Here is a 24447-nt window from a genome sequence, read left to right as displayed (position 1 = left end):
CATGTTCACTCTCACTGCTCAAACCAATGGGCGCGAGCTTTCATAATAATCTCTTTTGCTTCATCTTCTGTGATGCCAGTTATTTCAATTAACTCATCCACAGAAAGTTCTGCCAAATCATCTTTTGTGTTGATTTCTGCTTCAGCCAAATCTCGTAACATTTGACCATCCACACCTTCCAACGATTTTAAGTCCTCATCCACTTTTTCTATTTTTTCCTCTGAAGCAATAGCTAAAGTTAAAATGGCATCACGTGCACGGTTACGAAGTGTATTGACCATTTCTTCATCAATTCCTTCAATTTCCAGCATTTCATTAATTGGCACATAAGCGACTTCTTCTAATGAAACAAACCCCTCTTGCACCAACAAATTTGCCATATCTGCATCAATATTCAACTGAGACTCAAACATGCCAGCAACCCGTGCGTCTTCTGCCTGATGTCTTTCTTCTGCTTCAGCAACAGTTAATATATTTAAATTCCATCCTGTTAATTCTGCCGCCAGACGAACATTCTGACCATTTCGCCCAATAGCCAAAGCCAGCTGATCTTCTGCAACGACCACATCCACGGAATGGCTGTCTTCATCAATCAATATACGGGTCACTTCTGCTGGAGATAAAGCATTGATGACAAACTGTGCTGTCTCTGGCGACCACAATACAATATCAATACGCTCACCAGCTAACTCATTTGATACCGCATTAACCCTTGAACCACGTACACCAATACAAGTACCCTGTGGGTCAATTCGTGCATCACTGGCTTTTACAGCCATTTTGGCTCTTAAACCAGGGTCACGAGCAACCTCTTTAATCTCCAGTAAGCCCTCTTCAATTTCAGGCACTTCCATTTCAAATAATTTAGCCAAAAACTCACGTGAGGTGCGTGTTAAAATCACTTGTGGACGAGAACCCTGATAATCAACTTTTGCAAGATATGCTCTTACTCTATCTCCTGAACGTAGATTTTCTTTTGGAATCATGTTTTCACGAGGTAAAAAAGCCTCTAACTTGCCACACTCAATAACCACACCATGACGCTCAGAACGTTTTACTGTGCCAGAAATTAATTGTTCTTTTCTTTGCAAAAATTCATTCAATAATTTTTCGCGTTCCGCATCACGAATACGTTGTAAAATCACCTGTTTGGCTGTTTGTGCACCAATACGTCCAAATTCAACATTTTCGATTTGCTCTTCTAAATACTCCCCCACCTGAATGTTTGGGTCTTTTAATCTAGCATCTGCCAAAATCATTTGTGTATCATCATTTAATAAATCTTGCTCTTCCACAACCAACCATCTGCGGAAATTTTGATAATCGCCAGTATCTCGATCAATCTCAACACGTACATCAATCATTTCATCTTTATCAAATTTTTTCTTAGCCGCACTGGCCAATGCCGACTCTAAAGCACTAAATACAACATCTTGGCTTACATTCTTTTCGCTAGCTAATGCATCTACTAATAATAGAATTTCACGGCTCATAACTGCCACTCCTCTAAGCATCTGGCTTAATTAAAATTCGGGCTCTAAACGGGCCTTATCAATATTCGAAAACTCAATAATCACTTCTTTTTGATCAAAAGAAAGGGTTAACTTTTGATTTTCAAAAGCAATGATCTTACCCAAAAATTTCTTTTGACCATCAATAGGTAAACGAACCTTTACCTTTACTAATTGCCCAACAAACCGTTCAAAGTCTGCCTCTTTTTTCAAGGGACGATCAAGCCCTGGGCTAGACACTTCTAAACGGTTGTAATTAACCTCTTCTGCCAAAAAAAGACGCGTTAAATGATTACTCACATTGACACAGTCATCAATTGACACGCCACCTTCTTTATCAATGAAAATGCGCATATTGCCATTAGGGGCAAGTTCATAATCTACAAGCTCATAACCTAAGCCTGGTAAAGTTTTATCTAAAAGTTCCTGAACACTCATTTATTCATCCATAATACAAATAAAAAAATGGGCCCGTGCCCATTTCTCTTTATATTCAATCGAAAAACCGCTGAATTATAACAGAACTTTATACAAAAAGATACTGTTTACCATGCTAAGTCTTTTGATTATTTTACGCAAAATAAAAACATCATTATTTTTTATATTTTAAACTTAACTACTTTTGGCTGATGTACTTTCTGACAATAGGCAGTTGCCTACGGCTTACCAATAAATGTTCTGGCAAGTCGAGTACTTTCGCATACCACTGACTTTGATCTGTTTCTTCTTCATCACTTAAACGAATCAACCCTTCTAGAGCATGTTTCATCACTAAAATACCTCGATGTAAACGAATCACTTTTTCTGCTAATTTTTCTTCCCAATACAATAAAGTTTTGTCCAACACGTACTCTTTCGCATCTGCTGTATAAAGAATCACGTATTTATGATCTGCTTTTAAATATCGGGCCTGCTGCCAAGGAATCGTCAACACTTTATTGCGGGTATTGATAACAAAGCTGGTAAACTCATTGCCATTTTCTTCTTGTTGAATTTCACTACTTTTGAGTAAAAGTGTTGTCCGATTCAATGCTTCTTGTAATCGTACCATTCTAATTGGCTTAAGTAGATAATCGACTGCCGCCAACTCAAAAGCTTTATAAGCATGCTCTTCATGTGCCGTCGTAAAAATAATACTGGGTATATTTTTTGCATTTCGTTTTAAAGTTGCCACAAACTCTAAACCATCCATTTCTGGCAAACCGACATCCACAAAAACAATGTCAACCGCATGCACAGCCAACCATTCTAAAGCAGCCTGCGCATGATCAAATTCAGCCAAAATACTCACAGCACAATCAGCCAAAAGCACTTTTAAACGCTCTCTAGCTAACATTTCATCTTCAACTAAAATGGCACTTAACAATGATGTCTCCTATGTTTTATCGAGTTTGGCATATTTAGTATCCAGCCATTTCATGCCTTCTTTACCAAAATTAATATGTAAATGTGCCTCTTGTTCATTGCCTTTTGCATCAATAACCACTCCTAAGCCAAATTTAGCATGGCGCACATTTTCACCAATACAAAAACCTGCATAAGTTTGATTATGCGATATCAGCAATTCTTTTGGCTGTTTTTTCGATAAAAGGTCTGAAGGTACGGAAGAATGTACTGTTTTTGGCGTAATGAACTTAATGACACCTTCTGGAATTTCATCTAAAAATCTTGAAGTCAAACTAAAATGTTGTTTGCCATACAACATTCTCACTTGTGATGCACTCAAATATAAACGTTGTTTGGCTCGTGTAATGGCAACATACATCAAACGTCTTTCTTCTTCGATACCTTTTCGTTCAGCCAGACTCATTTCACTTGGAAACAAGCCTTCCTCTAATCCTGTTAGGAAAACAACATCAAACTCTAACCCTTTTGCTGAATGAATCGTCATAAGTTGCAAGGCATCCTCACCAGCTGCTGCTTGATGCTCACCTGACTCAAGTGCTGCAGCTGCTAGAAACTCGAGTAATGGTGTAATGCTCTCATCTTCATGCTGAAATTGTGCTGCTGCACTAACTAATTCTTCTAAGTTTTCCAAACGATCAACGCCGTCTTTTTTATCTTCTTCGTACATCTGATACAAACCAGAATCAGCAACCACTTTTTCAATTAAGCTGGGTAAAGTCAATGTTTGTGCCTGTTCACTTAAAGCTTCAATTAGCTCAATAAAACCTTTGATTTTTATGGAAACTTTACCAGAAACAATCTGTTTTGCCGCCTGCCATAAAGAAACACCATGCTCAACAGCAACATCTTGAATTTGCTCTATGGTTCTGGCACCAATACCTCTTGCGGGAACATTAATGACGCGTAAAAAAGAGCTACTGTCATCAGGATTAATCAATAAACGCAGATAAGCTAATGCATGTTTGACTTCTTGGCGCTCAAAAAAGCGTAAGCCACCATATATTTTATAAGGCACACCTGCTTTGAAAAAAACTTGTTCCAAAATACGTGATTGGGCATTACTACGATATAAAATGGCCATTTGCCTTAAAGCAGTTCCCTCACGATGTAAGTTCTTAACTTCATCTAAAACAAATTGTGCTTCATCCATATCTGTTGTGGCATGATAAAAACGTAAGGCTTCACCATCACCAGCATCTGTCCACAAATTTTTTCCTAATCGTTCTGGATTTTGTTCAATGACTGCATTGGCAGCAGTCAAAATATACCCCATACTGCGATAATTTTGCTCTAACTTGATGGGCTCTTCAATATCAAACTCTCGCATTAAGCTGTGCATATTACCAACATGAGCACCACGAAAAGCATAAATACTCTGGTCATCATCACCAACCGCAAACAATACCGTTTGCTCTCCAGACAATAGCTTTAACCACGCATATTGTAATTGACTGGTATCTTGGAACTCATCAATTAAAATATTAGAAAATCTATTTTGATAGTGTGCTCGTAATGCTTTATTTTGTTTCAGTGCTTCAAAACTGCGCAACAAAAGTTCAGCAAAATCAACCAAACCTTCTTGCTGACAATAGGCATCATAGGCTGCGAAAAGCTCAATCAGTTTTTTTTGATAACTGTCTTTTCCTTCTAATTGGTTTGCTCTTAAGCCTGCTTCTTTTTGCGCACCAATAAAACCTTGTAATGATTTTGGGGCAATTTGTGCATCAGAGATTTGATGCTGTTTCAGTAAACGTTTAATGATAGCCAGTTGATCCTGACTATCAATGATTTGAAAAGTATTGGGTAAATTGGCTTCTTTGGCATGTAGCCGTAAAAAGCGGTGGCATAAACCATGAAAAGTACCTAACCACATCTGTTTGGTATTAAACGGTACCATCGTGGACAACCTCACCTGCATCTCACGTGCCGCTTTATTGGTAAAAGTAACGGCCATAATGGCATGAGCACTTGTTTGTGAAGTTTGCATCAACCATGCAATACGAGTTGTTAATACTCGGGTTTTACCACTACCTGCGCCCGCCAAAATCAAGGCTGACTGATGTGGCCATGTTACGGCAACCAATTGCTGTTCGTTTAATCCTGCTAATATTTGATTTGGAACACTCATGAGTCTTCATACACTTTATTGTTGTTTAAATTGACTTATATTTAAATGATTATAATACAGTTCAACCCAACAAAAAAAAGTTAAGTTTTTTTTATTCATCTATTTTCTATTTTTATACTAAAGCCCTTTAAAATATTTGCCAAGGTAAACCAGCTCATGTAATGTACATACTCCGTTTGTTAGTATGATTTTAACAAACCCAACAAAAATAAAAATAATTCTAAATATATCAACAACTCACTCAAAAGGATGAAATTTTATGTCTCGTTTCTTTCTTGCTCCATTAGAATCTGCCCCTGAACTAAACACCATTACATTTGGTTTGATTCAAGCCTTACAAAACAAAGGTTATTCAACTAATTTTTTTGAACCTATTGCTAATTTGACAGGCAAACATGAGCATGCCAATCAATTTGCACAAAAAACGCTTCATCTGAAAGAGTCAACGCCTTTATTATTTTCACGTATTAAACCATTATTGGCTCATGGAAAAGAAGAAGATGTACTAGAAGAAATAGTCGCTAATTTTTTTGAACATTATCAAAGCTCAAACAAGGTAACAGTCATTGAAGGTGTTGCTGGGAATGACACAAATAAAGTCGCATCAATTAATGCTAAAATTGCCCAAACGCTACATGCAAAAACCATTTTAATTGTGAGTGCAAAGCATGCAGCAGCTGAATTAATCGCATTAGAATTGGGCATGGCTTTACAAGAATACCCAAATGTTTGTGGTTATATTTTATACGATGCAACTTCAGCACAAACACTACAAGAGCAAATTAATCAACACTTACCAGCCAAACAACACATACCTTGTTGGGGCATCCTTCCACTCAATACTGAATCTCACCAAGATATTGCACAACAAGTAGGAGCTGTTGCAAACAAAATCAATTTTTCAGATGATGTAGTCGCTTTACTAGATGCTCCAGAAGACACTCGAATGACGCCTCCGATGTTCCGTTACACATTAATGGATTTAGCAAAAAAAGCCAATAAACGTATTGTGCTTCCTGAAGGAGATGAACCTCGTACCATCAAGGCAGCCGCAATTTGTCAAGAAAAACACATTGCGCAATGTGTTTTATTAGGCGAACCTGAACACATCAAACAAGTTGCTCAAGAATATAATATTCAATTACCTGATTCAATTGAGATATTGGATCCAGCTCAAGTCAAAGCAAAATATATTGCACCTATGGTACAAATGAGAAAACATAAAGGCCTAAAAGAAGAAGAAGCCTCAGAGCAATTAAATGATACTGTTGTCCTTGGCACAATGATGTTGGCATTAGATGAAGTAGATGGGTTGGTTTCTGGTGCTGTGCATACAACAGCCAATACAGTACGCCCTGCTTTACAATTGATAAAAACACGCCCAGATGAAGATTTGGTATCCAGTATATTTTTTATGTTAATGCCTGAACAAGTTTTGGTTTATGGTGATTGTGCTATTAACCCCGAGCCTACTGCAAACAACTTGGCAGATATTGCGATTCAATCAGCTGACTCTGCTCAAGCTTTTGGTATTACCCCTAAAGTTGCCATGATTTCTTACTCCACAGGAACATCTGGAGCAGGAGCGGCTGTTGAAAAAATTGCAGAAGCAACTGCTTTAGTAAAAGAAAGACGACCTGATATCATGGTTGATGGGCCATTACAATATGACGCAGCAACGGTACCAAGTGTAGGTAAACAAAAGGCACCAGGCAGCAAAGTCGCCGGAGAAGCAAATGTTATTATTTTCCCTGACTTAAATACGGGTAACACAACTTACAAAGCAGTTCAGCGTTCTGCCAATGTCGTCAGTGTTGGCCCCATGTTACAAGGCTTACGCAAACCAGTTAATGATTTATCACGCGGAGCATTAGTAGACGATATTGTCTATACCATTGCATTAACTGCCATTCAAGCAGAACAAATGAAAAAATAATAAAACGTCTTAAAGCGCCATCTTGATGGCGCTTTAACTATTGATGACAGAAACGTCAAATCAATTATTAAGGTCTTATTGATTTAAAGAATCATCTCTGTGCGATAAAAAATATGAATAATCTAAAAGTCTAATGTACAGCAACACCACTATGAAAACGGAACTCTGCATCTGGTGTGTGTATGGCTTCTTTTTCTATCTGAGCAAAATAAGCGACTCGATCATCTATTGGTTTTGATGCATATTGTCTGGCCATAGTCAGATAATCTTGATAATGTCGAGCCTCAGACTTAAGCAATGACTGATAAAACGCAGCCAACTCTTCATCTAAATGCGGAATTAATGTATAAAAACGCTCACAAGAACGTGCTTCAATAAATGCACCAATGATCAAAATATCCACCAATCTATCTGGTTCATGGCTACGGACATGCTTACGTAATCTTTGGGCATAATGAGCAGCAGACAAATGAATATAATCAATTGAGCGCTTTTTCATGATTCTGGCCACTTTTTCAAAATGAACCAACTCTTCCCGCGCTAAACGAGACAATTTATATTGTAAATCTTCTTTATCAACATAACGAAACATTAAGTTTAACGCCGTATCTGCTGCTTTTTTTTCACAGTTTGCATGATCAATCAATAAAATATCCTGATTGTCCAAAGCCTGCTCAATCCAAGCATCAGGTGTTTCACATAATAAAAATTCTATACATTCCATCATACATTCAAAACCAACTAAAATAAAAAAGACGATAAATGATCATTCAGCTTCACGTTTAATTTGTAAAAGCATCCTCTTTCGAATAAAACCACTGGCAAGCCGAATGAGGTACCAATATGGAGAAAATAATATGAGTGTTCTTTTATCGGGACAAAACACTCTTGTTTCTGTTGATAAAACACAAAGGTTTTTCTCTATTTCTTTTATCGAAAAATTCATCACAAGTTTTGCAACCCCTGCCCCAGCAAAATCTTGAAATTCTGTAGGTGTTGAAAGTGGTACCAATCCAAAATTGAACTGCCAAAATTTCCCAACAAGACCATAAGCAATCTCTTCATTATTTTTTTGCCCAAGGAAAAGAAAACTATGAAAACCAAAAGGCTCTTTTTCCTCTTTTTTACGAAATAAAGACACCAATTTCATTGGTAACTCACGGATCACCATTAAAACCTTAGATACTTGATCAGTAGACGCATCATGATTATTAATAGCCTCCATAATCACACCAGAAGATGCAGATATTCGCATACTATGCTTTTCTGAAAACTGAAATTTAGGAAGAAACTGGTTAATCAACAAAACAATCTCCTGATTTTTAAATGAAATAAGCTAATTTAACTGTCTATTATACTCATTATTTTTATTACATAAACCATTCTAGTGGCTCAAAAGGATTCAATTTAAATATTGAATAGGTCGCATCCCAAAATATTTTCAGGATGCATATTTGAAAAAAAATCAGAAAAAACTCACGTTTACAATACAGTATCAATTTAATAAATGATGCTGTATCTATGACACTACCTTGCCCATGTTGCTACAAGTCTTTCAGGAGTTACTTTTGCTCGTTTTTTTAACACAAAATCACGACGAAGTTGAGAAAAATTATTTCGATCCTCAAACATATCAAGCTTCATTTGGGCTAATTCCTTTTTACGGCATTGTTGTGCAGCCTCAAGATCAACCATTTTTTTCATTTGTACCTTATTTTGCTCTTGAGCCAATTGTGCTTTCTCCTGTAACCATTGAGAAAATAACTGAGGGTCTCTTGGCCCAACATCATCTACCAACCCAATGGCCACAGCATTTTTTGTGCTGACAGGCAAACATTCTGTTGTTAACTTTAATGCTGTTTGCTCGCCTACTTTTTTCGGTAAGGTATAAGTCCAATATTCTGACCCATAAAGACCCATAGTGGCATAATGGGGATTTAAAACAACCCCATCTCTGGCAAGCACTTCATCAGCTGTTAATGCCAACATAAATCCTCCAGCACCTGCACTGCCAGTTATGGCACTGATTACCCATTGCTTGGCAGACAGTATTTCTAAACACACATCATTAATCGCATTAATATTAAGCCATGCTTCTTGAGCAGAATCTTCAGCCACTTCAATTGTATTTAAATGGATGCCATTTGAGAAAGCATTTACACCACCACGAATCACCAATATATTGATAGGGCGCGCTTTTACAGCCCTCAAAGCCTCACACATTCTTTGGCATTGTGCCGTACTCATCGCGCCATTATAAAAATTAAAATACAATTGCCCAATTTGATTACATTCTTTATAATGAATTGTCCCATATTCATCTGAAGGTATATCAATAAACGATCTTGAGATGCAGGGAACATGCTTGATTGTCTCCCCAAGCACTTGTACCGCAGGGTATTTAAAGGTTTCTGCTTGGGCGGCTGTTTTTGGTCGTTTTAAAGAGCCAATCCATAGGCTTCCCTCTCCCGTACCAACCAAAATAGCATCATCTTGCTTGGCTAAAATTTTCCCTGGTTCACCATTTTGCCTACTTAAATGAGCATCATAAACATATAAACTTTGACCTTCTATTTCTGTTAATACACCAGGGCAGCCTTCCGCAGCATGGATGACTCTCAAAATATCTTTTGCTGCCATTGTCCATGAAAATTGACGATCCGTTTGCTTCATGTTCGGTTGTAAACGGCCATGAACATCAGGGTTATTATAATTTAAGGGAACAGGCTGTTTTTTCAAAACAAATGCATCAATGACATCATAAATACATTTTATTGCTGAATCACTGACTTTGCTGTTATATAAAACTGATTTTCGGATTGGATCACAAGGCATTGTAAACTCATCACTTGCCCATATTGGCCCAGCATCCATTTCCTCTACTGTCTGTAATGCAGTCACACCCCATGTATCCTTTTGCTGAACAATAGCCCAATCTAAGGCAGATGCCCCTCTATCTCCAATAATACCAGGATGAATAACAACAATAGGACGCTGTGTATTTTGCCAAAGAACTTCAGGCACTCTATCTTTTAAAAATGGACAAATCACTAAATCTGGCTGAGCTTTTTCTATGGCTAAAACAACAGCTTCTTCATCAGTAAATAAAAGAAAAGTCACTTGATGCCCCGCCTCTTGTAGCGCTAACCAAGCTCTTTGAGTTAACCCATTAAAGGCGGAAGACAATACAACGATTTTCAATTCTTGCATCTATATTCTCCTACGTATGCATTATTTAATAAATATAATTATTTAAATAATATAATACTTAAGAAAACATAAAAAAGACATTGATATATTTAAATCGTATATATCAAAATCATTTAAAAATGATATAAGAATTGAATACTAATAATGACTCAAAAAATTCTGACAAGCTTGCTCAAACCGTTTAATACCTTCTTGTCTATCTTCATCCGTCAATAATAAGCTAGGTGCGAAACGCAATACACTACCACCTGCCTGTAAAAGCATTAAGCCTTGTTCCAAAGCAATTTTGGTGATTTCACCTGCCTGATTCGTATATTGATCCGTTAACACACAACCAACTAACAAACCTTTACCTCTTACTTCCTTAAATAAACCAGTTGATTGCCCAATAACATTTAATTCATTGATTAAAGCTTGGCTCTGTTTATTGATATTTTCATAGGTTTTTTGATCATTGATGATATTAAATGCAGCACAGCCCACAGCGCAAGCCAAAGGATTCCCTCCAAATGTAGAACCATGTGAACCCACACCAAAACTTGGAGCAACTTTATCAGTGGTTAACATTGCCCCAATAGGGAAACCTGCACCTAAAGCTTTGGCACTGGATAAAATATCAGGTGAAACACCATAATGCTCATAAGCAAAAAGTTTACCTGTTCTACCCATACCTGTTTGAACTTCATCAAAAACCAATAAAGACTGATATTGGTCACACAATTGACGAGCAGCCTGCACAAATTCAACTTGGGCAGGTAAAACCCCACTTTCACCTTGGACTAACTCCAGTACGACGGCACAGGTTCTCTCGTTTATGGTATTTTTTAATGCTTCTATATTATTATAAGGGATATGGCTTATGCCTTCAGGAAGCGGAGCAAATCCTTCTTGGTATTTACTTTGCCCACCAACACTCACTGTAAATAATGTTCGCCCATGAAAGCCATTAACACAAGCAATAATTTCATTTTTTTGTGCTCCATAATGTTCATAAGCATATTTTCTGGCTAACTTAAAAGCAGCCTCATTAGCTTCCGCACCAGAATTAGCAAAAAACACCTTATCCGCAAACGTATGATCCACTAACAGTTTGGCTAATTGCTGTGCAGGTTCGGTGGTGTAAATATTAGAGGCATGCCAAAGTTTTTTTGCTTGATCAGTCAAAGTATCAACCAACACTGGGTGGCAATGGCCTAAAGCATTTACAGCAATACCGCCAGAAAAATCAACATACTCTTTACCTGCTTGATCCCATACCCGACTACCCTGAGCATGGACAGGAATCATATTGGCAAATGCAAAATTTGGAGTCAAATAGTTATTCATAATTTTTGTCTTTAATTTTTAAGAAGAAAAAGATTTAAACCACACACCAAACAAATTTTGAATATAAGCAAAATAAGCATTTAAATCTTTGCTAAAAAAAGCAAGAATAGAAAACGCAATAATATTAAGAATAATGGTGCCAATAAACAGTTGCTTGAATTCTGTTTTCTGATTTTTATGTCTAATAATGTTTTGTATACAAAGTGCGGCAGGCCAGCCACCTAACACACTGGACCACAATAATGTTTTTTCAGGAACACGCCATAAATCATTTAATGCTGCACGCTTGTCTTTAATATATAAAAATAATGACCATATATTCATACCCATATAACCATAAAATACGATTATAGGCATTGACCCTCTGGTACAAAACACATGAACAATTTCTAAAAAAATCACCATTGCCACAATATAAGCAATGCTGGTTAAAGACCAATCGAATTTAATTGACTCAGGCTTTAACTCCCCCGATGAAGTAGAAATATCAATGTTAGAAGGATTTGGTGTAATAGGTTCTTCCAACTCCATTTGTCTGATCAAAACCACTTTTTTGGCCCAAATTTTCTTATCTGGAGAATTGCCTACCATAAAAGATACGTGTTCACCAATAAAGGGCACATACCCCTTTGGAAATATTTCGCTACCATGAACGAATAGGCGTTCATCAAAATAATCTGAATCGATGAAACCAAAACCTTTTTCTTTATCCCAAAATTGAATAGTCCCCCTATAATCTTGAGCCATATTTGGTTGGTGATACTCCATGTTACCCCTTAATAAAACTTATTTTAATAATTTATCGTGAATGCCCTGAAAGCCGCCATTACTCATAATCAAAACATGATCGTTTTGATTCATTATTGTTTTAATATAAATCAACATTTCATCAAAATCTTGGAAAACGGTGGCTTTTTCTTGTAAAGGTAATAAAGCATCTACCACATTCCAATCAACGGCACCTGCATAACAAATCACCTGATCAGCCTCTTGTAACGAAGAAGCCAAAGCATCCTTCATGGAGCCTAGTTTCATTGTATTTGAGCGTGGTTCCAATACGGCGATAATTTTTTGTTGCCCTACCTTTGCCCGTAAACCAGCAATAGTGGTTGCAATAGCCGTGGGATGATGGGCAAAGTCATCATAAATCGTTGCCCCATTTACCTGCCCTTTAATTTCCATACGCCGTTTTACATTTTTAAAGACACTCAAAGCCTCACAAGCTAATGTTGGCTCAATACCAATATGTCTGGCAGCGGCAATAGCTGCTAAAGCATTATTTCGATTATGCTCTCCTAACAAAGACCAATGTACGGTTCCAACCAAACAGCTATCTAAATATACTTCAAAAGCATCGTTATCTAATAACTTTGCCTGCCAGCCATTTTTAACACCAAATTGTTCTACTGCCGTCCAAACACCTTTTGCTAAAGTATCTGTTAAATTCTGTTCACTACCATTGCTGATAATCAATCCTTGCTCAGGAATAGTACGAATTAAATGATGAAATTGAGTTTGAATAGCCGCTAAATCAGGAAAAATATCGGCATGGTCAAACTCCAAATTATTCAAAATCGCTGTGCGAGGATGATAATGCACAAATTTTGAGCGCTTATCAAAAAAAGCAGTGTCATACTCATCCGCTTCAATCACAAAAAAAGGGCTAATACTATTGTTATCTTGAACAGGTCTTTGCGGCATACGCGCAGAAACACTAAAGTTTTGCGGAATTCCACCAATTAAAAAACCTGGTGCTAATCCTGCATATTCTAAAACCCAAGCCAACATACTGGCTGTCGTTGTCTTACCATGAGTGCCAGCAACAGCCAATACCCATAAATTTTTTAATACATTTTCAAATAACCATTGTGGTCCAGAAGTATAGGCTAAACCCTGATTCAGTATTTCCTCCATTAAAGGATTACCACGAGTCACCACATTACCAATAACAAACAAGTCTGGTTTAAGCTCAGTTTGCTTGGCATCAAAACCTTGTATTAACTGAATACCCATATTCTCAAGTTGCGTACTCATAGGCGGATACACATTTGCATCACATCCTGTTACTTTAAACCCTGCCTCTTTCGCAATGGCCGCAATCCCCCCCATAAAGGTGCCGCAAATACCAACAATGTGAATATGTTTCATGTTTATATATGTCTGAACAAAAGTGCTAAGGATACAACAAAAGCAGGCTTTTGAATATCAGAGCACCTAAAGAATTCGATGAAAACGGATATTATTTGACAAAATACCTAATTTTTAGTCATGCTAAAGCGACTCGCACACAAGGAAAATAATTATGTTAGGCAATGAACTGATTTCTAAACAAATTGCCAATTATTTGGCACAAAAGATCATAAAAGGTGAATTGAATACAGAATCACGTTTAGCAGAATCACGTTTAGCAAAAGAGTATCAAGTCAGTAGAGGCTCCGTTAGAGAGGCTCTATTAATACTCGAGTCATGGCACCTTGTCACGATTTATCCTAACAGAGGAGCCGTTGTCCGTGGCTTAAATTTAGACAAACAAAAAGATTTTTTAGAACTTTGGTTTACTCTTTTAAACCAAGCAATAATCGATATAAAACAACATATGCTTCCTGATACGGAGCATTCACTCAATCAACACATCAAACTACTGGAACAATTACAGACAAATAGTACAGTTGATCAGTATTATGAACAGTGTCAAAACATTCTTACTGAACTTTATGCGATGATTAGCAACTCTTGTTTACACGATATGTTAAACCTCCTACTTCCTGTAAGCTATCAGCATTTATATGGTGTATTAACACGCACTCAAAATAGCAAAGCCAATATATTTAAATGCTTATCTAATATCTACCAGACCCTTAGCTTAAAAGAAACAATATCCATCACAGCTAATCAAACATTACTGTTCATTTAAAAACCCACAAACCAAGTTCAAGTTTGGTTTGTGGGTTTTTAAATGAATTTGACTAAAAAGCAGTGATGATAGAACGAGCAATAGCGCCTTTTTCTAACTCATCATAGCTAGCTTGTACTTGATCTATGTGTATTTCTTGAGAAATAAGATCATCTAGATTTAATCTTCCTTCAAGATAAAGTTTGGCATACATAGGAATATCATATTTAAAATTAGATGACCCCATCCAAACACCTTGTAATTTTTTTTGTGAAAAAATCAATTCTGGTGAACCATCTATTTCGAGTAAACGCCCAGGTTTTTGTAACCCAATAAGGTATGCCCCACCACCTTCTTTTGCCATCGCCAATGCCTGCTGTGCCGTTGGTTTTAAACCAATAATCTCAAACGCAGCATCTACCCCACCTTGCGTAATTTCATGCACTGCCGCAACAGCATCTACTTCACCTGAGTGAATTGTATGGGTGGCACCAAATTTTTTGGCCAATGCCAATTTATTAGGCTGTAAATCAATGGCAATAATTGTGGTGGCTCCTGCAATTCGAGCACCTGAAATAGCATTTAAACCTACCCCACCTAAGCCAATAACAGCAACAGTATTACCTGGGCGAATCTTAGCGGTATTAATCATCGCACCAGCACCAGTAATTGTGCCACAACCCAATATACATGCTCGGCTAAAAGGCACTTCTTTTGGCACCTTGACTAACTGATTTTGATGTACCAATGCTTGTTCTGCAAAACCACCTAACCCCATTCCCTGATAAACAACCGAACCATCTGGCCGAGTAATACGTGGCTTTGTATTAGGCAAGCGTAATGTTTCTTCTTTATGTAAACAACGATAGGTATGACCAGATAAACACGCCTCACAATGCCCACAAAACTGAATTAAACAACCAACAACATGATCGCCTACTTTAAATTCAGTCACCTGTTTTCCCACCTCTTTAACAACACCAGCAACCTCATGGCCTAATACCGCCGGAAATGAATTACCATAACCATCATGAGCCACATGTAAATCAGAATGACATAACCCAGAAGCTTGAACATCCAATAAAACTTCTAAATCTAAGGGGCTATCTAAAATAACTTCTTCTGTTATAAATTGCCCGCCAACTTTTTCCACGACTGATGCTTTCATCGCTTTCTCCTTTGTATGTTATATAAAGAACCTCCTTCAAATCACACACTATTAAATATTTATTTATTGTTCTAAATAATACAACTCAAAGAAAATTTATTTTTAGAAAGAAAAAACAAAAACAGATGATTAATAAAAAAGAAAATACAATAAAAATTTCTGCGACAAAATAAAGATAGATAAAATCTAAATAAAAATATAGGATTAAAAGTACTACACACACATTCAATATGCAACTGTTATTAATATTTTTTATCATATAAAAACTGCTTTATATTTCTACAAAGCAGCTCAATGAGAAAAAAATCATTATTCTAAAAATAGCTTATATTAATGCCAATACACTTCGATGAGAAATATCAGAATGCCCATCTAACCAGAGGATATTATCGAGAATACTGTGCTTACTATATACCATCATTGTTTCTAAGTCTTTTAAAGCCTTCTCTTGTTGACCAACTAGAGCATAAACATAAGCCCTTAACAGATAAGCAATATTCAAATGATACTCCGCACCAATAGCGGCTTTGTGATGATTAGATATAAAATGACTTACCTGCTCTATATTTTCTATACACAATGTAATATAACTAGACAAAGCTTTAATCGCATATTGATAGCGTTTTTGTTCAACCAATAATCGACCCAATATAAAATAATCACATAAATCTGCTTGATCACAAACAATCAGTTCTTGAAGTGCGTTACAGACACATTCTTTATTGTGATGATGCCAACACAAGCTTAATCGTCCGTTAATATAAGCCCCAATATTCATTGATACCGCCCCCCAAATATTCATTTATTTTCATTAGAAAATAGTAACATTTAAGAATCAGCCTCATAAAATATTATGAACAGAAAAAACAATCTAACCAACTGATTAAATTAACGATTTAATTGACGATGTCTCACTTGAGCATGAATATTAGCAAAGCGCTCAAGCAAACGTTGACTCACAAATACTGAACGATGCTGCCCACCCGTACAACCAATAGCAACTGTTAAATAGTGGCGATTTTCAGCCTGAAAATAGGGTAACCATAATTTTAAAAATATTTCTATTTGATCAATCATTTGCCACACAATTTTTTTATCCTGAAAAAAATCACATATTGGCTGGTCTAAGCCTGTCAATGTAGTTAACTCAGAATCATAATGTGGATTAGGCAAACAACGTACATCAAACACAAAATCTGCATCAATAGGCAAACCATATTTATAACCAAAAGACTCAAAAACCAAATGCACAATCTGAGGTGGCATACCTAACCACTGCTTTATAAATGCCCGAAGCTGTGGCGTAGAAAGAAAACTGGTGTCTATTCTATGTGCTTGTTCTTGAATAGGCATCAGTAATTCTTTTTCCAAAACAATAGCCTCTTCCAATGTTAAATTAGCACTGGCTAAAGGGTGACGCCTACGGGTTTCAGAAAACCGTTTAATTAAAACCGCCTCGGTAGACTCCAAAAACAAAAGATCCAGATGAATCCCTTTTTGTCGTAATGACTGAACCTGCTGTGCAAAACAAGTAAATCTATGCCCTGCTCTGGTATCAACACTAATGGCTAATTTTTGTACACCTGTTTGCTGGTGCATTTCAATCAACTCATCTAATAATGCTAATGGTAAATTATCAACACAAAAAAAACCCAAGTCCTCTAAAAACTTGAGCGCTACTGATTTTCCTGAACCAGATAAACCACTAATCAGAATCAAACGCATCATCTGCCTCCTGCTCTTTAAGCACAGCGGTTTGCCTTTCAATAAAATCTTTTGTACTGTCAATCCCTCTTAATTGTAAAATATAATTTTGTACCGCAGCTTCTACCAATACAGCCAAGTTCCGACCAGCGGCAACAGGTAAAGTGACTTTACGAATGTGCACGTCCAGTATTTCTTCTGTTTCCTTATACGTATTTAATCGATCCAAACTTTGCATGTGTTCATCTGTCGCATAAACCAAATGAATAATCAATTGCAATAACTTTTTAGGGCGTACTGCCAACTCACCAAATACCGTACGCACATTTAAAATACCCAAACCTCTTACTTCTAAAAAATCTCTTAATATTGCAGGACATCTTGCTTCTAAGCGCTCTGGTGCAATACGATATAATTCAATTGCATCATCAGCAACCAAACCATGCCCCCTAGAAATCAATTCCAAAGCCAATTCACTTTTACCTAAACCAGACTGCCCAACAATCAAAACACCAACTTCAAACACATCTAAAAACACACCATGCATGACTGTAGACACAGCCAAACGTCGTTGTAAATAAATACGCAAAACATCCATTAAATAAGGGCTTTCTAGCCCAGAAGTCATCAGTGGTACATTATGAGTATGACAATAATCTCTTAAAAGAGAAGGAACAGATAAATTATTGGCAACAATAACCAGTGAAATCACTCGATCAAATAACTCATCAAATGATGCTTTAATTTGCCCAGCTTCCATTTTATTTAAATAATCAACTTCAGTTGTCCCTAATACCTGAACTTGATTTGGGTGAATAAAGTTCAGATGTCCAACCAAAGCAGTAGAACGCCCTTTGTCTGTTGTCAGAATATTATCGGATCCAGTTGTCCCTGCAATCCATGTCAGCCTAAGCTTAGCTTGGTTGTCTTTATAAAGCCTTCTGACCGTGATACTGGGCATTTTTTATTTATCCTATGAATATTTGACGTACTGTTGCTGCATCTTGAGCCGTTTTTAACTTTTCAAGAATCTCTTTTGAAGCAAATTTCTGTGCTAAATCAGATAAAATTTGCAAATGACTGTCATTATTTTCTTGTTGAGGAGCAAGTAACACAAACATCAATTGTACAGGTTGCCCATCAGGCGCATCAAAAGGAATAGGCTCTTTTGTACGAACAAATACGCCAACCGTTTCTTTTAAACTTTTGATACAACCATGGGGAATAGCCACGCCTTGCCCTAAACCCGTTGACCCCAATTTTTCTCTGGCAAAAAGGCAATCAAATACTTCTGCTCTTAATATCCCTAAATGATTTTCCAACAAGACGCCTACTTGTTCAAAAACTCTTTTTTTACTTCCTACATCCAAATTTAAGATAATATGGTTTTCAGGAAGAATATCCCCAATCAGGCTCATAGTTTGTAAACACACTTTCAGATAAAAAAGTTATTTTACCTTGATGACTTTCTGTTAGCCAACATTTTCTAGTGCTCTTATGCACAGGCCCAATAAATCATCATTAAAAACAAAAAATTAAACAATAGCTATTAAATAAAGACACAAAATCATACAAACCAAATAAAAAACGGCCTTTTTTCAAAAGCCGTTAAATGATGCTATTTTAATCATTAGCCAACATTTTTCTGACTATTCACAATTTTCAAACCAGCCGCAACTAAGCTCCCCATATCTGCCACATTCGCAGGCAAAATTAAGGTATTGCTCTCTTTAGCTAACTTACTAAATGCCTCAACATACTGCTCTGCTACTTTTAAATTAACCGCTTCCATACCACCTGGCACCTTAGTAGCGTCTGCTACTAAACGAATAGCCTCAGCAGAAGCTTCTGCAACCAAACGTAGAGCCTGCGCTTCACCTTCAGCCTTATTGATTAAAGCCAAACGTTCCCCTTTAGACTGATTAATCGCCGCTTGCATTTCACCTTCAGATTGTTGGATAGAGGCTTCTCTGGCACCTGTTGCTAAATTAATTTGCTCTAATTTACGGCCTTCTGACTCTGCAATACGGGCACGTTTTTCACGCTCAGCCGTAATTTGTTGCTGCATTGAGTGTAAAATTTCACGAGGAGGCACCAAATCTTTAATTTCATAACGTAAAACTTTCACCCCCCATGATGTAGCTGCTTCATCTAATGCAGCCACAACCACACGGTTAATCTCATCACGCTCTACAAGTGTTTTATCCAACTCCATACGACCAATGACAGAACGCAACGTTGTTTGTGCCAACTGAGTAATGGCAATCACATAATTACTGGTACCATAAGATGCTAACTTAGGGTCAGTTACCTGAAAGTAAATGATGCCATCCACTGTTAATTGGGTATTGTCACGAGTGATACAAACTTGGCTGGCTACATCCATAGGGATTTCTTTTAAACTATGGCGATATGCAATACGATCCACAAAAGGGATAAGGTAATTCAAGCCTGGGCGCAAGACTTTATAAAACCGCCCCAATCTTTCAATGACCAATGCACTTTGTTGAGGGACAACAGTAATGGATTTAACTGCAAAAACCACAACAGCAAATAAAAATAATAACGCAACAATCTGACCCATATTTCCTCCTGATATATTTATGTATTAATCATTAAACCGCTTCTACTATTAAAATATTGGCATCTTTTCTAATAATTTTAGCGCGTGTGGGTAAATGTTCTTCTGACGTTTGCACTAAGGCAGTAACATCATCAAATCTAGCTTGCCATTGGGCACCACGGTAATAAACAACCGCCTGCCCTGAAGGCTCTACAGCAGTCACTTCGACATATTGCCCAATATCTAAATCATCGAGTGCCTTATCTTGCCCTCTTGCTTTACGGGTTTTATTGACTTTTTTTACAATTAAGACACCAATGATACTCATAACTGAAGCAATAATGGTATTAACATAAAATGGTGTTTGAAACAACCATTCACTTAACCCTGCAATCATAAAAGCGGCACAAATAACCAATAAATAAAATGTATTGGTAAAAAACTCAAAAATCAGCAAAACAAACCCTAAAGCCAGCCAATACATACACACTCCTTCTAATCAATCACCCCTATTAAGCGACTCTAACACAAAAATTTGATTTTTTTAAAATCATTAATGAATATATTTAGTTTTACTCTTTATTACTGAAAGATCGTTGTCTGCGTGTTTCACTTAGCACCATTCCTGCACTAACCGACACATTTAAACTTTCTACCGTACCCAACATGGGAATAGAAACCAACACATCACAACACTCTTTTGTTAACCGCCGCATTCCTTCCCCTTCTGAGCCCATTACCCAAGCAATACCCATATTTTCTGATTGAAACTGGTATAAGTTTTGTTCCGCTTGCATATCAGTACCAACCACCCAAATACCCTCTTCTTTGAGTTCCCGTAATGTTCTGGCTAAATTGGTTACAGTAACAAAAGGAATACTTTCCGCGGCACCACAAGCAACCTTACTGACAGTTGCATTCAAGCCTGCACTTTTATCTTTTGGTACAATAACAGCATGTACCCCCATTGCATCAGCAACACGCAAACAAGCACCTAAATTATGAGGATCTGTCACACCATCTAAAACCAATAATAATGGTGGTTCGTTTAAATGCTCTAAAACATCCTCTAAATGAACATGATTTTTGGATGCATCAATGAACCCGACCACACCTTGATGGCGTGCCTGCTTACTTAAAGTATTTAATCTTACTTGATCCACAAAAATAATTTTTACATTTTCTGCCTGAGCTTTATCAATAACTTGCCTTGTTCTCTCATCCGATTTATCTTCAATAACATACAATTCAATGATACTTTCTGGTGTTTGCCACAAACGTGCATTTACTGCATGAAACCCAAAAATCAAACGTTTATTTCCAGCCACTGTATTTCCCTTAATATATAAACTTGCCCCACAAACCACTATAAAGTTGCTCAAAATATTTAATCATCTAAAAACATACTCAAAAACCCGACAAACCGACTAAACAATTAAAGCATGTTTTTCTAATATAGAAACCATATTATTTTCAAACAATAACTGATGATATCATGACTTTAAATAGTACCATTCTAAAAAAACAGCTATTTTTCACCATTCATACAACTAAATAAGCACTTTCTCTTAATCAAACCACAACTTTTAATCAAAATAAATATTATATTCAACAATAAACCACATATTATTTAAAATAAGGCAAAAAGCAGAAATTTGATGTTTTTTCATCGTATTACCTAAAAAAATACACTATACTTAAGCAAAAGCTGTTTTCTGACTGACTAAATTTACCAATTAAACAATATGAACCGCTTACTCAGGCTCACTTTATTACTTGATAATGTGACCTTTGAAGACAATGTATTACGAAACTTAGGCTATATTATGGCCTTTATCGCTGGTGCAATTAACGCAGGCGGTTTTTTTGCCGTCAATCGTTACACTTCCCATATTTCTGGTGTCATTTCCAGTATGGCTGATGGTCTTATCTTAGCTGATATTAAACTCGTTTTAATTGCTTTTTCCATGTTATTTTGCTTTATTGCTGGTGCCATACACGCAACATGGCTAATTCTTTGGGCAAGGCGCCGACGCTTTAGAGGTGGATATGGTCTATCAATGTGGGTGGAGGCAACTTATTTATTGATTTTTGGCCTATTAGGGGCTTCTTTATCTGGTTACAAACATATTTTTACCCCACCAACCTTAATGTTGTTGTGCTTCATTATGGGTATGCACAACACAGTAGTCACTAAGCTTTCTGGAGGTTTACTACGCAGTACACATATGACAGGGATTGCAACAGACATTGGCATAGAATTGGCAAAACTTATGCCTGTCAAAAAATTTAACTCTGATAAAATTCATATAACTGAGGTTAATCGTCGCAGGCTCACCTTATTTTTAGGAATCTTATTCTCTTTTTTTATTGGTGGTATTATTGGGGCATTAGGCTTCAGACATTTAGGTTACCAATTTACACTCCCCCTATCCTTTTTATTGTTTATCTTTGGCTGCCGTCCCATTTATTATGATATAAAACTACGCGTTCGCTTCTGGCTAAAAAAACGCAAAAAGAACAAAAATTCTCAGGTTTCCACCTCTTAATGCTTTTTTATTTTTTAGCAAAATAATCCAAACAAAATACATCTTGAATTTTAAGAGACAAAGCCCCATATAGCAAAATGAACTCATAATAACTGTATAAGGTTTTTGATATGCAACAATTTGATGGGACAACTATTATTTCTGTAAGAAGAGGAAATGAGGTCGCACTGGGTGGTGATGGGCAAGTAACATTAGGTAATATCGTCATTAAAGGAACAGCCAGAAAAGTACGCAAACTTCATGGTGGTAAAGTGTTGGCAGGCTTTGCGGGTGGAACGGCTGACGCATTCACTTTAATAGAACGTTTTGAAGGCCAGTTACAAAAACACCAAGGGCATTTAGTCATTGCTGCAATTGAATTGGCAAAAGACTGGCGTACAGACCGAGCCTTACGCAGATTGGAAGCCATGCTTATTGTTGCGGATAAAGAAAATACGTTGATTATTACAGGTAATGGTGATGTATTGGAACCTGAACATGGCATTGCGGCCATTGGTTCTGGAGGCGCTTATGCTCAATCAGCAGCAAAAGCCTTAATCGACAATACCGATTTACCTTGTGAAGAAATTGTCAAAAAATCACTAGAAATTGCAGGTGATATTTGTATTTACACAAACCAAAACCATATTATTGAAACATTACCAACTACTGAAGAAAACAGTGAAACCAAATAACAGACTCTAAGTTCTGACTAAGGAAAATCGTATTATGTCAAGTTTAATGACTCCCCAAGAAATTGTACACGAATTAGACAAACACATTATTGGACAAAATGGTGCAAAAAAAGCTGTAGCCGTTGCTTTACGTAACCGTTTTCGTCGAACTCAAGTACCTGAGCCTTTACGTTCAGAAATTGTCCCAAAAAATATCCTAATGATTGGCCCTACAGGTGTGGGTAAAACAGAAATTGCTCGTCGATTGGCACGTTTAGCCAATGCACCTTTTATCAAAGTTGAGGCAACTAAATTTACTGAAGTAGGTTACGTTGGGCGTGATGTTGACAGCATTATCCGTGACTTAGCTGAAGTTGCAATGAAAAATATTCGAGAAGAAGCAATTCAAAAAAACCGTAATAAAGCACAAGATGCAGCAGAAGAACGTATTCTAGATGCACTGCTTCCTCCTCCTCGTCAAGTTGGTTTCACCGATGAAACACACAAACCAGAAGACTCAAATACCCGCCAAAAATTTAGAAAAATGCTTAGAGAAGGTTCTTTAGACGATAAAGAAATTGAAATAGAACTCAGTGTCAACCCTATAGGCAATATGTCTATTATGGGGCCTGCTGGAATGGAAGAGTTTACACAACAATTACAAGGCATGTTCCAAAGCATTGGTAAAGAAAAAACCAAGCCGCACAAAATGAAGGTTGCCGCAGCCATGAAGCTTTTAATTGATGAAGAAGCGGCAAAACTGGTTAATGAAGATGAAATAAAAGAACAAGCCTTATATGCAGTTGAACAGCATGGTATTGTATTTATTGATGAAATCGACAAAGTGGCAACAGATGGTAACCGCCAAGGTGCCGATGTTTCCCGTCAAGGGGTACAACGAGATTTATTGCCCCTTGTTGAAGGAACTTCAGTCACAACAAAATACGGTATGATTAAAACCGACCATATTTTGTTTATTGCCTCTGGTGCGTTTCATTTAAACCGCCCTTCTGATTTAATTCCTGAATTACAAGGACGTTTACCTATTCGAGTGGAGTTAGATAGTTTAAGTGTGTCTGATTTTCAAGCCATCCTTACCCAAACAGATGCCTGTCTTACTCGTCAATATCAAGCTTTATTAGGTACAGAAGAAATCAACCTTCAATTTACAGACGATGGTGTAGAGCAATTAGCTCATATAGCTTGGCAAGTAAACGAAAAAACTGAAAATATAGGCGCACGCCGATTACACACCGTAATGGAAAAATTATTGGAAGATATTTCTTTTCAAACTAAATCAGGTGATGTGGTCATTGATAAAGCATATGTTAATGATAAACTAGGCGAAATTGCCCAAAGCGAAGACTTGGCGCGTTACGTGTTGTAAGTTCTGAACAGT

Annotated in this window: 23 protein-coding genes; 5 read left to right on the top strand and 18 right to left on the bottom strand. The window is 37.0% G+C overall.

What is annotated here, in order from left to right; all coding sequences use genetic code 11:
- Nucleotides 1-11 precede the first annotated feature (11 nt).
- The 4 genes from nusA to AADH04_RS12130 form a co-directional block, all read right to left on the bottom strand.
- Nucleotides 12-1493: a transcription termination factor NusA gene (nusA, locus tag AADH04_RS12145; RefSeq protein WP_434777537.1), complete on the bottom strand. Its 1482-nt coding sequence runs from the start codon at nucleotides 1491-1493 to the stop codon at nucleotides 12-14.
- 30 nt (nucleotides 1494-1523) lie between these two features.
- Nucleotides 1524-1949 (bottom strand): ribosome maturation factor RimP, encoded by a 426-nt coding sequence (rimP, locus tag AADH04_RS12140; protein WP_434777536.1) that lies wholly within the window; start codon nucleotides 1947-1949, stop codon nucleotides 1524-1526.
- Nucleotides 1950-2127: 178 nt separating this feature from the next.
- Nucleotides 2128-2877 carry a LytR/AlgR family response regulator transcription factor gene (locus AADH04_RS12135; RefSeq protein WP_434777535.1) on the bottom strand — a complete coding sequence of 250 codons (750 nt, stop codon included), beginning with the start codon at nucleotides 2875-2877 and terminating at the stop codon, nucleotides 2128-2130.
- Nucleotides 2878-2886: 9 nt separating this feature from the next.
- A complete protein-coding gene (locus tag AADH04_RS12130) occupies nucleotides 2887-5046 on the bottom strand; it encodes a 3'-5' exonuclease (RefSeq protein WP_434777534.1) in 2160 nt (719 codons plus the stop codon).
- Between the two features lie 259 nt (nucleotides 5047-5305).
- Here AADH04_RS12130 and pta point away from each other — a divergent pair, with 259 nt between their 5' ends.
- Nucleotides 5306-6982: a phosphate acetyltransferase gene (pta, locus tag AADH04_RS12125; protein ID WP_434777533.1), complete on the top strand. Its 1677-nt coding sequence runs from the start codon at nucleotides 5306-5308 to the stop codon at nucleotides 6980-6982.
- Between the two features lie 130 nt (nucleotides 6983-7112).
- Here pta and AADH04_RS12120 read toward each other — a convergent pair whose 3' ends face one another.
- The 6 genes from AADH04_RS12120 to mpl form a co-directional block, all read right to left on the bottom strand.
- On the bottom strand, nucleotides 7113-7709 hold the full coding sequence (locus tag AADH04_RS12120) for a tRNA-(ms[2]io[6]A)-hydroxylase (protein WP_434777532.1): 597 nt from the start codon (nucleotides 7707-7709) through the stop codon (nucleotides 7113-7115).
- 39 nt (nucleotides 7710-7748) lie between these two features.
- Complete coding sequence (locus AADH04_RS12115) at nucleotides 7749-8237, bottom strand: hypothetical protein (RefSeq protein ID WP_434777531.1); 489 nt, start codon at nucleotides 8235-8237, stop codon at nucleotides 7749-7751.
- A 272-nt stretch (nucleotides 8238-8509) separates the two neighbouring features.
- Nucleotides 8510-10192 (bottom strand): hydrogenase maturation protein, encoded by a 1683-nt coding sequence (locus AADH04_RS12110; RefSeq protein ID WP_434777530.1) that lies wholly within the window; start codon nucleotides 10190-10192, stop codon nucleotides 8510-8512.
- Nucleotides 10193-10330: 138 nt separating this feature from the next.
- A complete protein-coding gene (locus AADH04_RS12105) occupies nucleotides 10331-11518 on the bottom strand; it encodes an acetylornithine/succinyldiaminopimelate transaminase (RefSeq protein WP_434777529.1) in 1188 nt (395 codons plus the stop codon).
- Nucleotides 11519-11536: 18 nt separating this feature from the next.
- On the bottom strand, nucleotides 11537-12286 hold the full coding sequence (locus tag AADH04_RS12100; RefSeq protein ID WP_434777528.1) for a DUF1294 domain-containing protein: 750 nt from the start codon (nucleotides 12284-12286) through the stop codon (nucleotides 11537-11539).
- An 18-nt stretch (nucleotides 12287-12304) separates the two neighbouring features.
- Complete coding sequence (mpl, locus tag AADH04_RS12095; protein ID WP_434777527.1) at nucleotides 12305-13666, bottom strand: UDP-N-acetylmuramate:L-alanyl-gamma-D-glutamyl-meso-diaminopimelate ligase; 1362 nt, start codon at nucleotides 13664-13666, stop codon at nucleotides 12305-12307.
- A 154-nt stretch (nucleotides 13667-13820) separates the two neighbouring features.
- On the opposite strand from mpl, the gene AADH04_RS12090 reads away from it, so the two are divergent.
- Nucleotides 13821-14432 (top strand): GntR family transcriptional regulator, encoded by a 612-nt coding sequence (locus AADH04_RS12090; RefSeq protein ID WP_434777526.1) that lies wholly within the window; start codon nucleotides 13821-13823, stop codon nucleotides 14430-14432.
- A 52-nt stretch (nucleotides 14433-14484) separates the two neighbouring features.
- Here AADH04_RS12090 and AADH04_RS12085 read toward each other — a convergent pair whose 3' ends face one another.
- The 8 genes from AADH04_RS12085 to rlmB all read right to left on the bottom strand — a co-directional run bounded on the left by AADH04_RS12085 (nucleotide 14485) and on the right by rlmB (nucleotide 21174).
- Nucleotides 14485-15579 carry a Zn-dependent alcohol dehydrogenase gene (locus AADH04_RS12085; protein WP_434777525.1) on the bottom strand — a complete coding sequence of 365 codons (1095 nt, stop codon included), beginning with the start codon at nucleotides 15577-15579 and terminating at the stop codon, nucleotides 14485-14487.
- Nucleotides 15580-15904: 325 nt separating this feature from the next.
- On the bottom strand, nucleotides 15905-16381 hold the full coding sequence (locus AADH04_RS12080; RefSeq protein WP_434777524.1) for a hypothetical protein: 477 nt from the start codon (nucleotides 16379-16381) through the stop codon (nucleotides 15905-15907).
- Between the two features lie 86 nt (nucleotides 16382-16467).
- Nucleotides 16468-17304 carry an RNase adapter RapZ gene (gene rapZ, locus AADH04_RS12075; protein ID WP_434779846.1) on the bottom strand — a complete coding sequence of 279 codons (837 nt, stop codon included), beginning with the start codon at nucleotides 17302-17304 and terminating at the stop codon, nucleotides 16468-16470.
- Complete coding sequence (hprK, locus tag AADH04_RS12070) at nucleotides 17285-18244, bottom strand: HPr(Ser) kinase/phosphatase (protein ID WP_434777523.1); 960 nt, start codon at nucleotides 18242-18244, stop codon at nucleotides 17285-17287. Before hprK ends, rapZ begins: the two co-directional genes overlap by 20 nt.
- A gap of 7 nt (nucleotides 18245-18251) precedes the next feature.
- Complete coding sequence (gene ptsN, locus AADH04_RS12065) at nucleotides 18252-18701, bottom strand: PTS IIA-like nitrogen regulatory protein PtsN (protein ID WP_434777522.1); 450 nt, start codon at nucleotides 18699-18701, stop codon at nucleotides 18252-18254.
- Between the two features lie 212 nt (nucleotides 18702-18913).
- On the bottom strand, nucleotides 18914-19867 hold the full coding sequence (locus tag AADH04_RS12060) for an SPFH domain-containing protein (RefSeq protein WP_434777521.1): 954 nt from the start codon (nucleotides 19865-19867) through the stop codon (nucleotides 18914-18916).
- Nucleotides 19868-19898: 31 nt separating this feature from the next.
- Nucleotides 19899-20330: an NfeD family protein gene (locus tag AADH04_RS12055; RefSeq protein WP_434777520.1), complete on the bottom strand. Its 432-nt coding sequence runs from the start codon at nucleotides 20328-20330 to the stop codon at nucleotides 19899-19901.
- A gap of 88 nt (nucleotides 20331-20418) precedes the next feature.
- Complete coding sequence (gene rlmB / locus AADH04_RS12050; RefSeq protein ID WP_434777519.1) at nucleotides 20419-21174, bottom strand: 23S rRNA (guanosine(2251)-2'-O)-methyltransferase RlmB; 756 nt, start codon at nucleotides 21172-21174, stop codon at nucleotides 20419-20421.
- Between the two features lie 417 nt (nucleotides 21175-21591).
- Here rlmB and AADH04_RS12045 point away from each other — a divergent pair, with 417 nt between their 5' ends.
- From AADH04_RS12045 to hslU, 3 genes are all read left to right on the top strand, one after another.
- Nucleotides 21592-22395, top strand: a complete 804-nt coding sequence (locus AADH04_RS12045) for a YoaK family protein (protein ID WP_434777518.1) — start codon at nucleotides 21592-21594, stop codon at nucleotides 22393-22395.
- A gap of 110 nt (nucleotides 22396-22505) precedes the next feature.
- Nucleotides 22506-23069 (top strand): ATP-dependent protease subunit HslV, encoded by a 564-nt coding sequence (hslV, locus tag AADH04_RS12040; protein ID WP_434777517.1) that lies wholly within the window; start codon nucleotides 22506-22508, stop codon nucleotides 23067-23069.
- Nucleotides 23070-23103: 34 nt separating this feature from the next.
- Entirely contained in the window at nucleotides 23104-24435 is a 1332-nt protein-coding gene (hslU, locus tag AADH04_RS12035; RefSeq protein ID WP_434777516.1) for an ATP-dependent protease ATPase subunit HslU, read from the top strand.
- The last annotated feature ends 12 nt before the right edge of the window (nucleotides 24436-24447 follow it).

The sequence above is a fragment of the Neisseria sp. Ec49-e6-T10 genome, from assembly GCF_051132615.1.
Lineage (GTDB): Bacteria > Pseudomonadota > Gammaproteobacteria > Burkholderiales > Neisseriaceae.
This window is presented reverse-complemented; position numbering and strand designations above follow the sequence as displayed.

Bases quoted from the DNA above. Each gene is read 5' to 3' on its own strand.
- pta (WP_434777533.1), top strand. From the start codon at position 5,306: ATGTCTCGTTTCTTTCTTGCTCCATTAGAATCTGCCCCTGAACTAAAC.
- AADH04_RS12105 (WP_434777529.1), bottom strand. From the start codon at position 11,518: ATGAATAACTATTTGACTCCAAATTTTGCATTTGCCAATATGATTCCT.
- AADH04_RS12120 (WP_434777532.1), bottom strand. From the start codon at position 7,709: ATGATGGAATGTATAGAATTTTTATTATGTGAAACACCTGATGCTTGG.
- AADH04_RS12060 (WP_434777521.1), bottom strand. From the start codon at position 19,867: ATGGGTCAGATTGTTGCGTTATTATTTTTATTTGCTGTTGTGGTTTTT.
- AADH04_RS12130 (WP_434777534.1), bottom strand. From the start codon at position 5,046: ATGAGTGTTCCAAATCAAATATTAGCAGGATTAAACGAACAGCAATTG.
- hslV (WP_434777517.1), top strand. From the start codon at position 22,506: ATGCAACAATTTGATGGGACAACTATTATTTCTGTAAGAAGAGGAAAT.
- AADH04_RS12115 (WP_434777531.1), bottom strand. From the start codon at position 8,237: ATGCGAATATCTGCATCTTCTGGTGTGATTATGGAGGCTATTAATAAT.
- AADH04_RS12090 (WP_434777526.1), top strand. From the start codon at position 13,821: ATGTTAGGCAATGAACTGATTTCTAAACAAATTGCCAATTATTTGGCA.
- hprK (WP_434777523.1), bottom strand. From the start codon at position 18,244: ATGCCCAGTATCACGGTCAGAAGGCTTTATAAAGACAACCAAGCTAAG.
- ptsN (WP_434777522.1), bottom strand. From the start codon at position 18,701: ATGAGCCTGATTGGGGATATTCTTCCTGAAAACCATATTATCTTAAAT.
- AADH04_RS12055 (WP_434777520.1), bottom strand. From the start codon at position 20,330: ATGTATTGGCTGGCTTTAGGGTTTGTTTTGCTGATTTTTGAGTTTTTT.
- mpl (WP_434777527.1), bottom strand. From the start codon at position 13,666: ATGAAACATATTCACATTGTTGGTATTTGCGGCACCTTTATGGGGGGG.
- AADH04_RS12080 (WP_434777524.1), bottom strand. From the start codon at position 16,381: ATGAATATTTGGGGGGCGGTATCAATGAATATTGGGGCTTATATTAAC.
- nusA (WP_434777537.1), bottom strand. From the start codon at position 1,493: ATGAGCCGTGAAATTCTATTATTAGTAGATGCATTAGCTAGCGAAAAG.
- rimP (WP_434777536.1), bottom strand. From the start codon at position 1,949: ATGAGTGTTCAGGAACTTTTAGATAAAACTTTACCAGGCTTAGGTTAT.
- rapZ (WP_434779846.1), bottom strand. From the start codon at position 17,304: ATGCGTTTGATTCTGATTAGTGGTTTATCTGGTTCAGGAAAATCAGTA.
- AADH04_RS12100 (WP_434777528.1), bottom strand. From the start codon at position 12,286: ATGGAGTATCACCAACCAAATATGGCTCAAGATTATAGGGGGACTATT.
- AADH04_RS12110 (WP_434777530.1), bottom strand. From the start codon at position 10,192: ATGCAAGAATTGAAAATCGTTGTATTGTCTTCCGCCTTTAATGGGTTA.
- AADH04_RS12085 (WP_434777525.1), bottom strand. From the start codon at position 15,579: ATGAAAGCATCAGTCGTGGAAAAAGTTGGCGGGCAATTTATAACAGAA.
- hslU (WP_434777516.1), top strand. From the start codon at position 23,104: ATGTCAAGTTTAATGACTCCCCAAGAAATTGTACACGAATTAGACAAA.
- AADH04_RS12045 (WP_434777518.1), top strand. From the start codon at position 21,592: ATGAACCGCTTACTCAGGCTCACTTTATTACTTGATAATGTGACCTTT.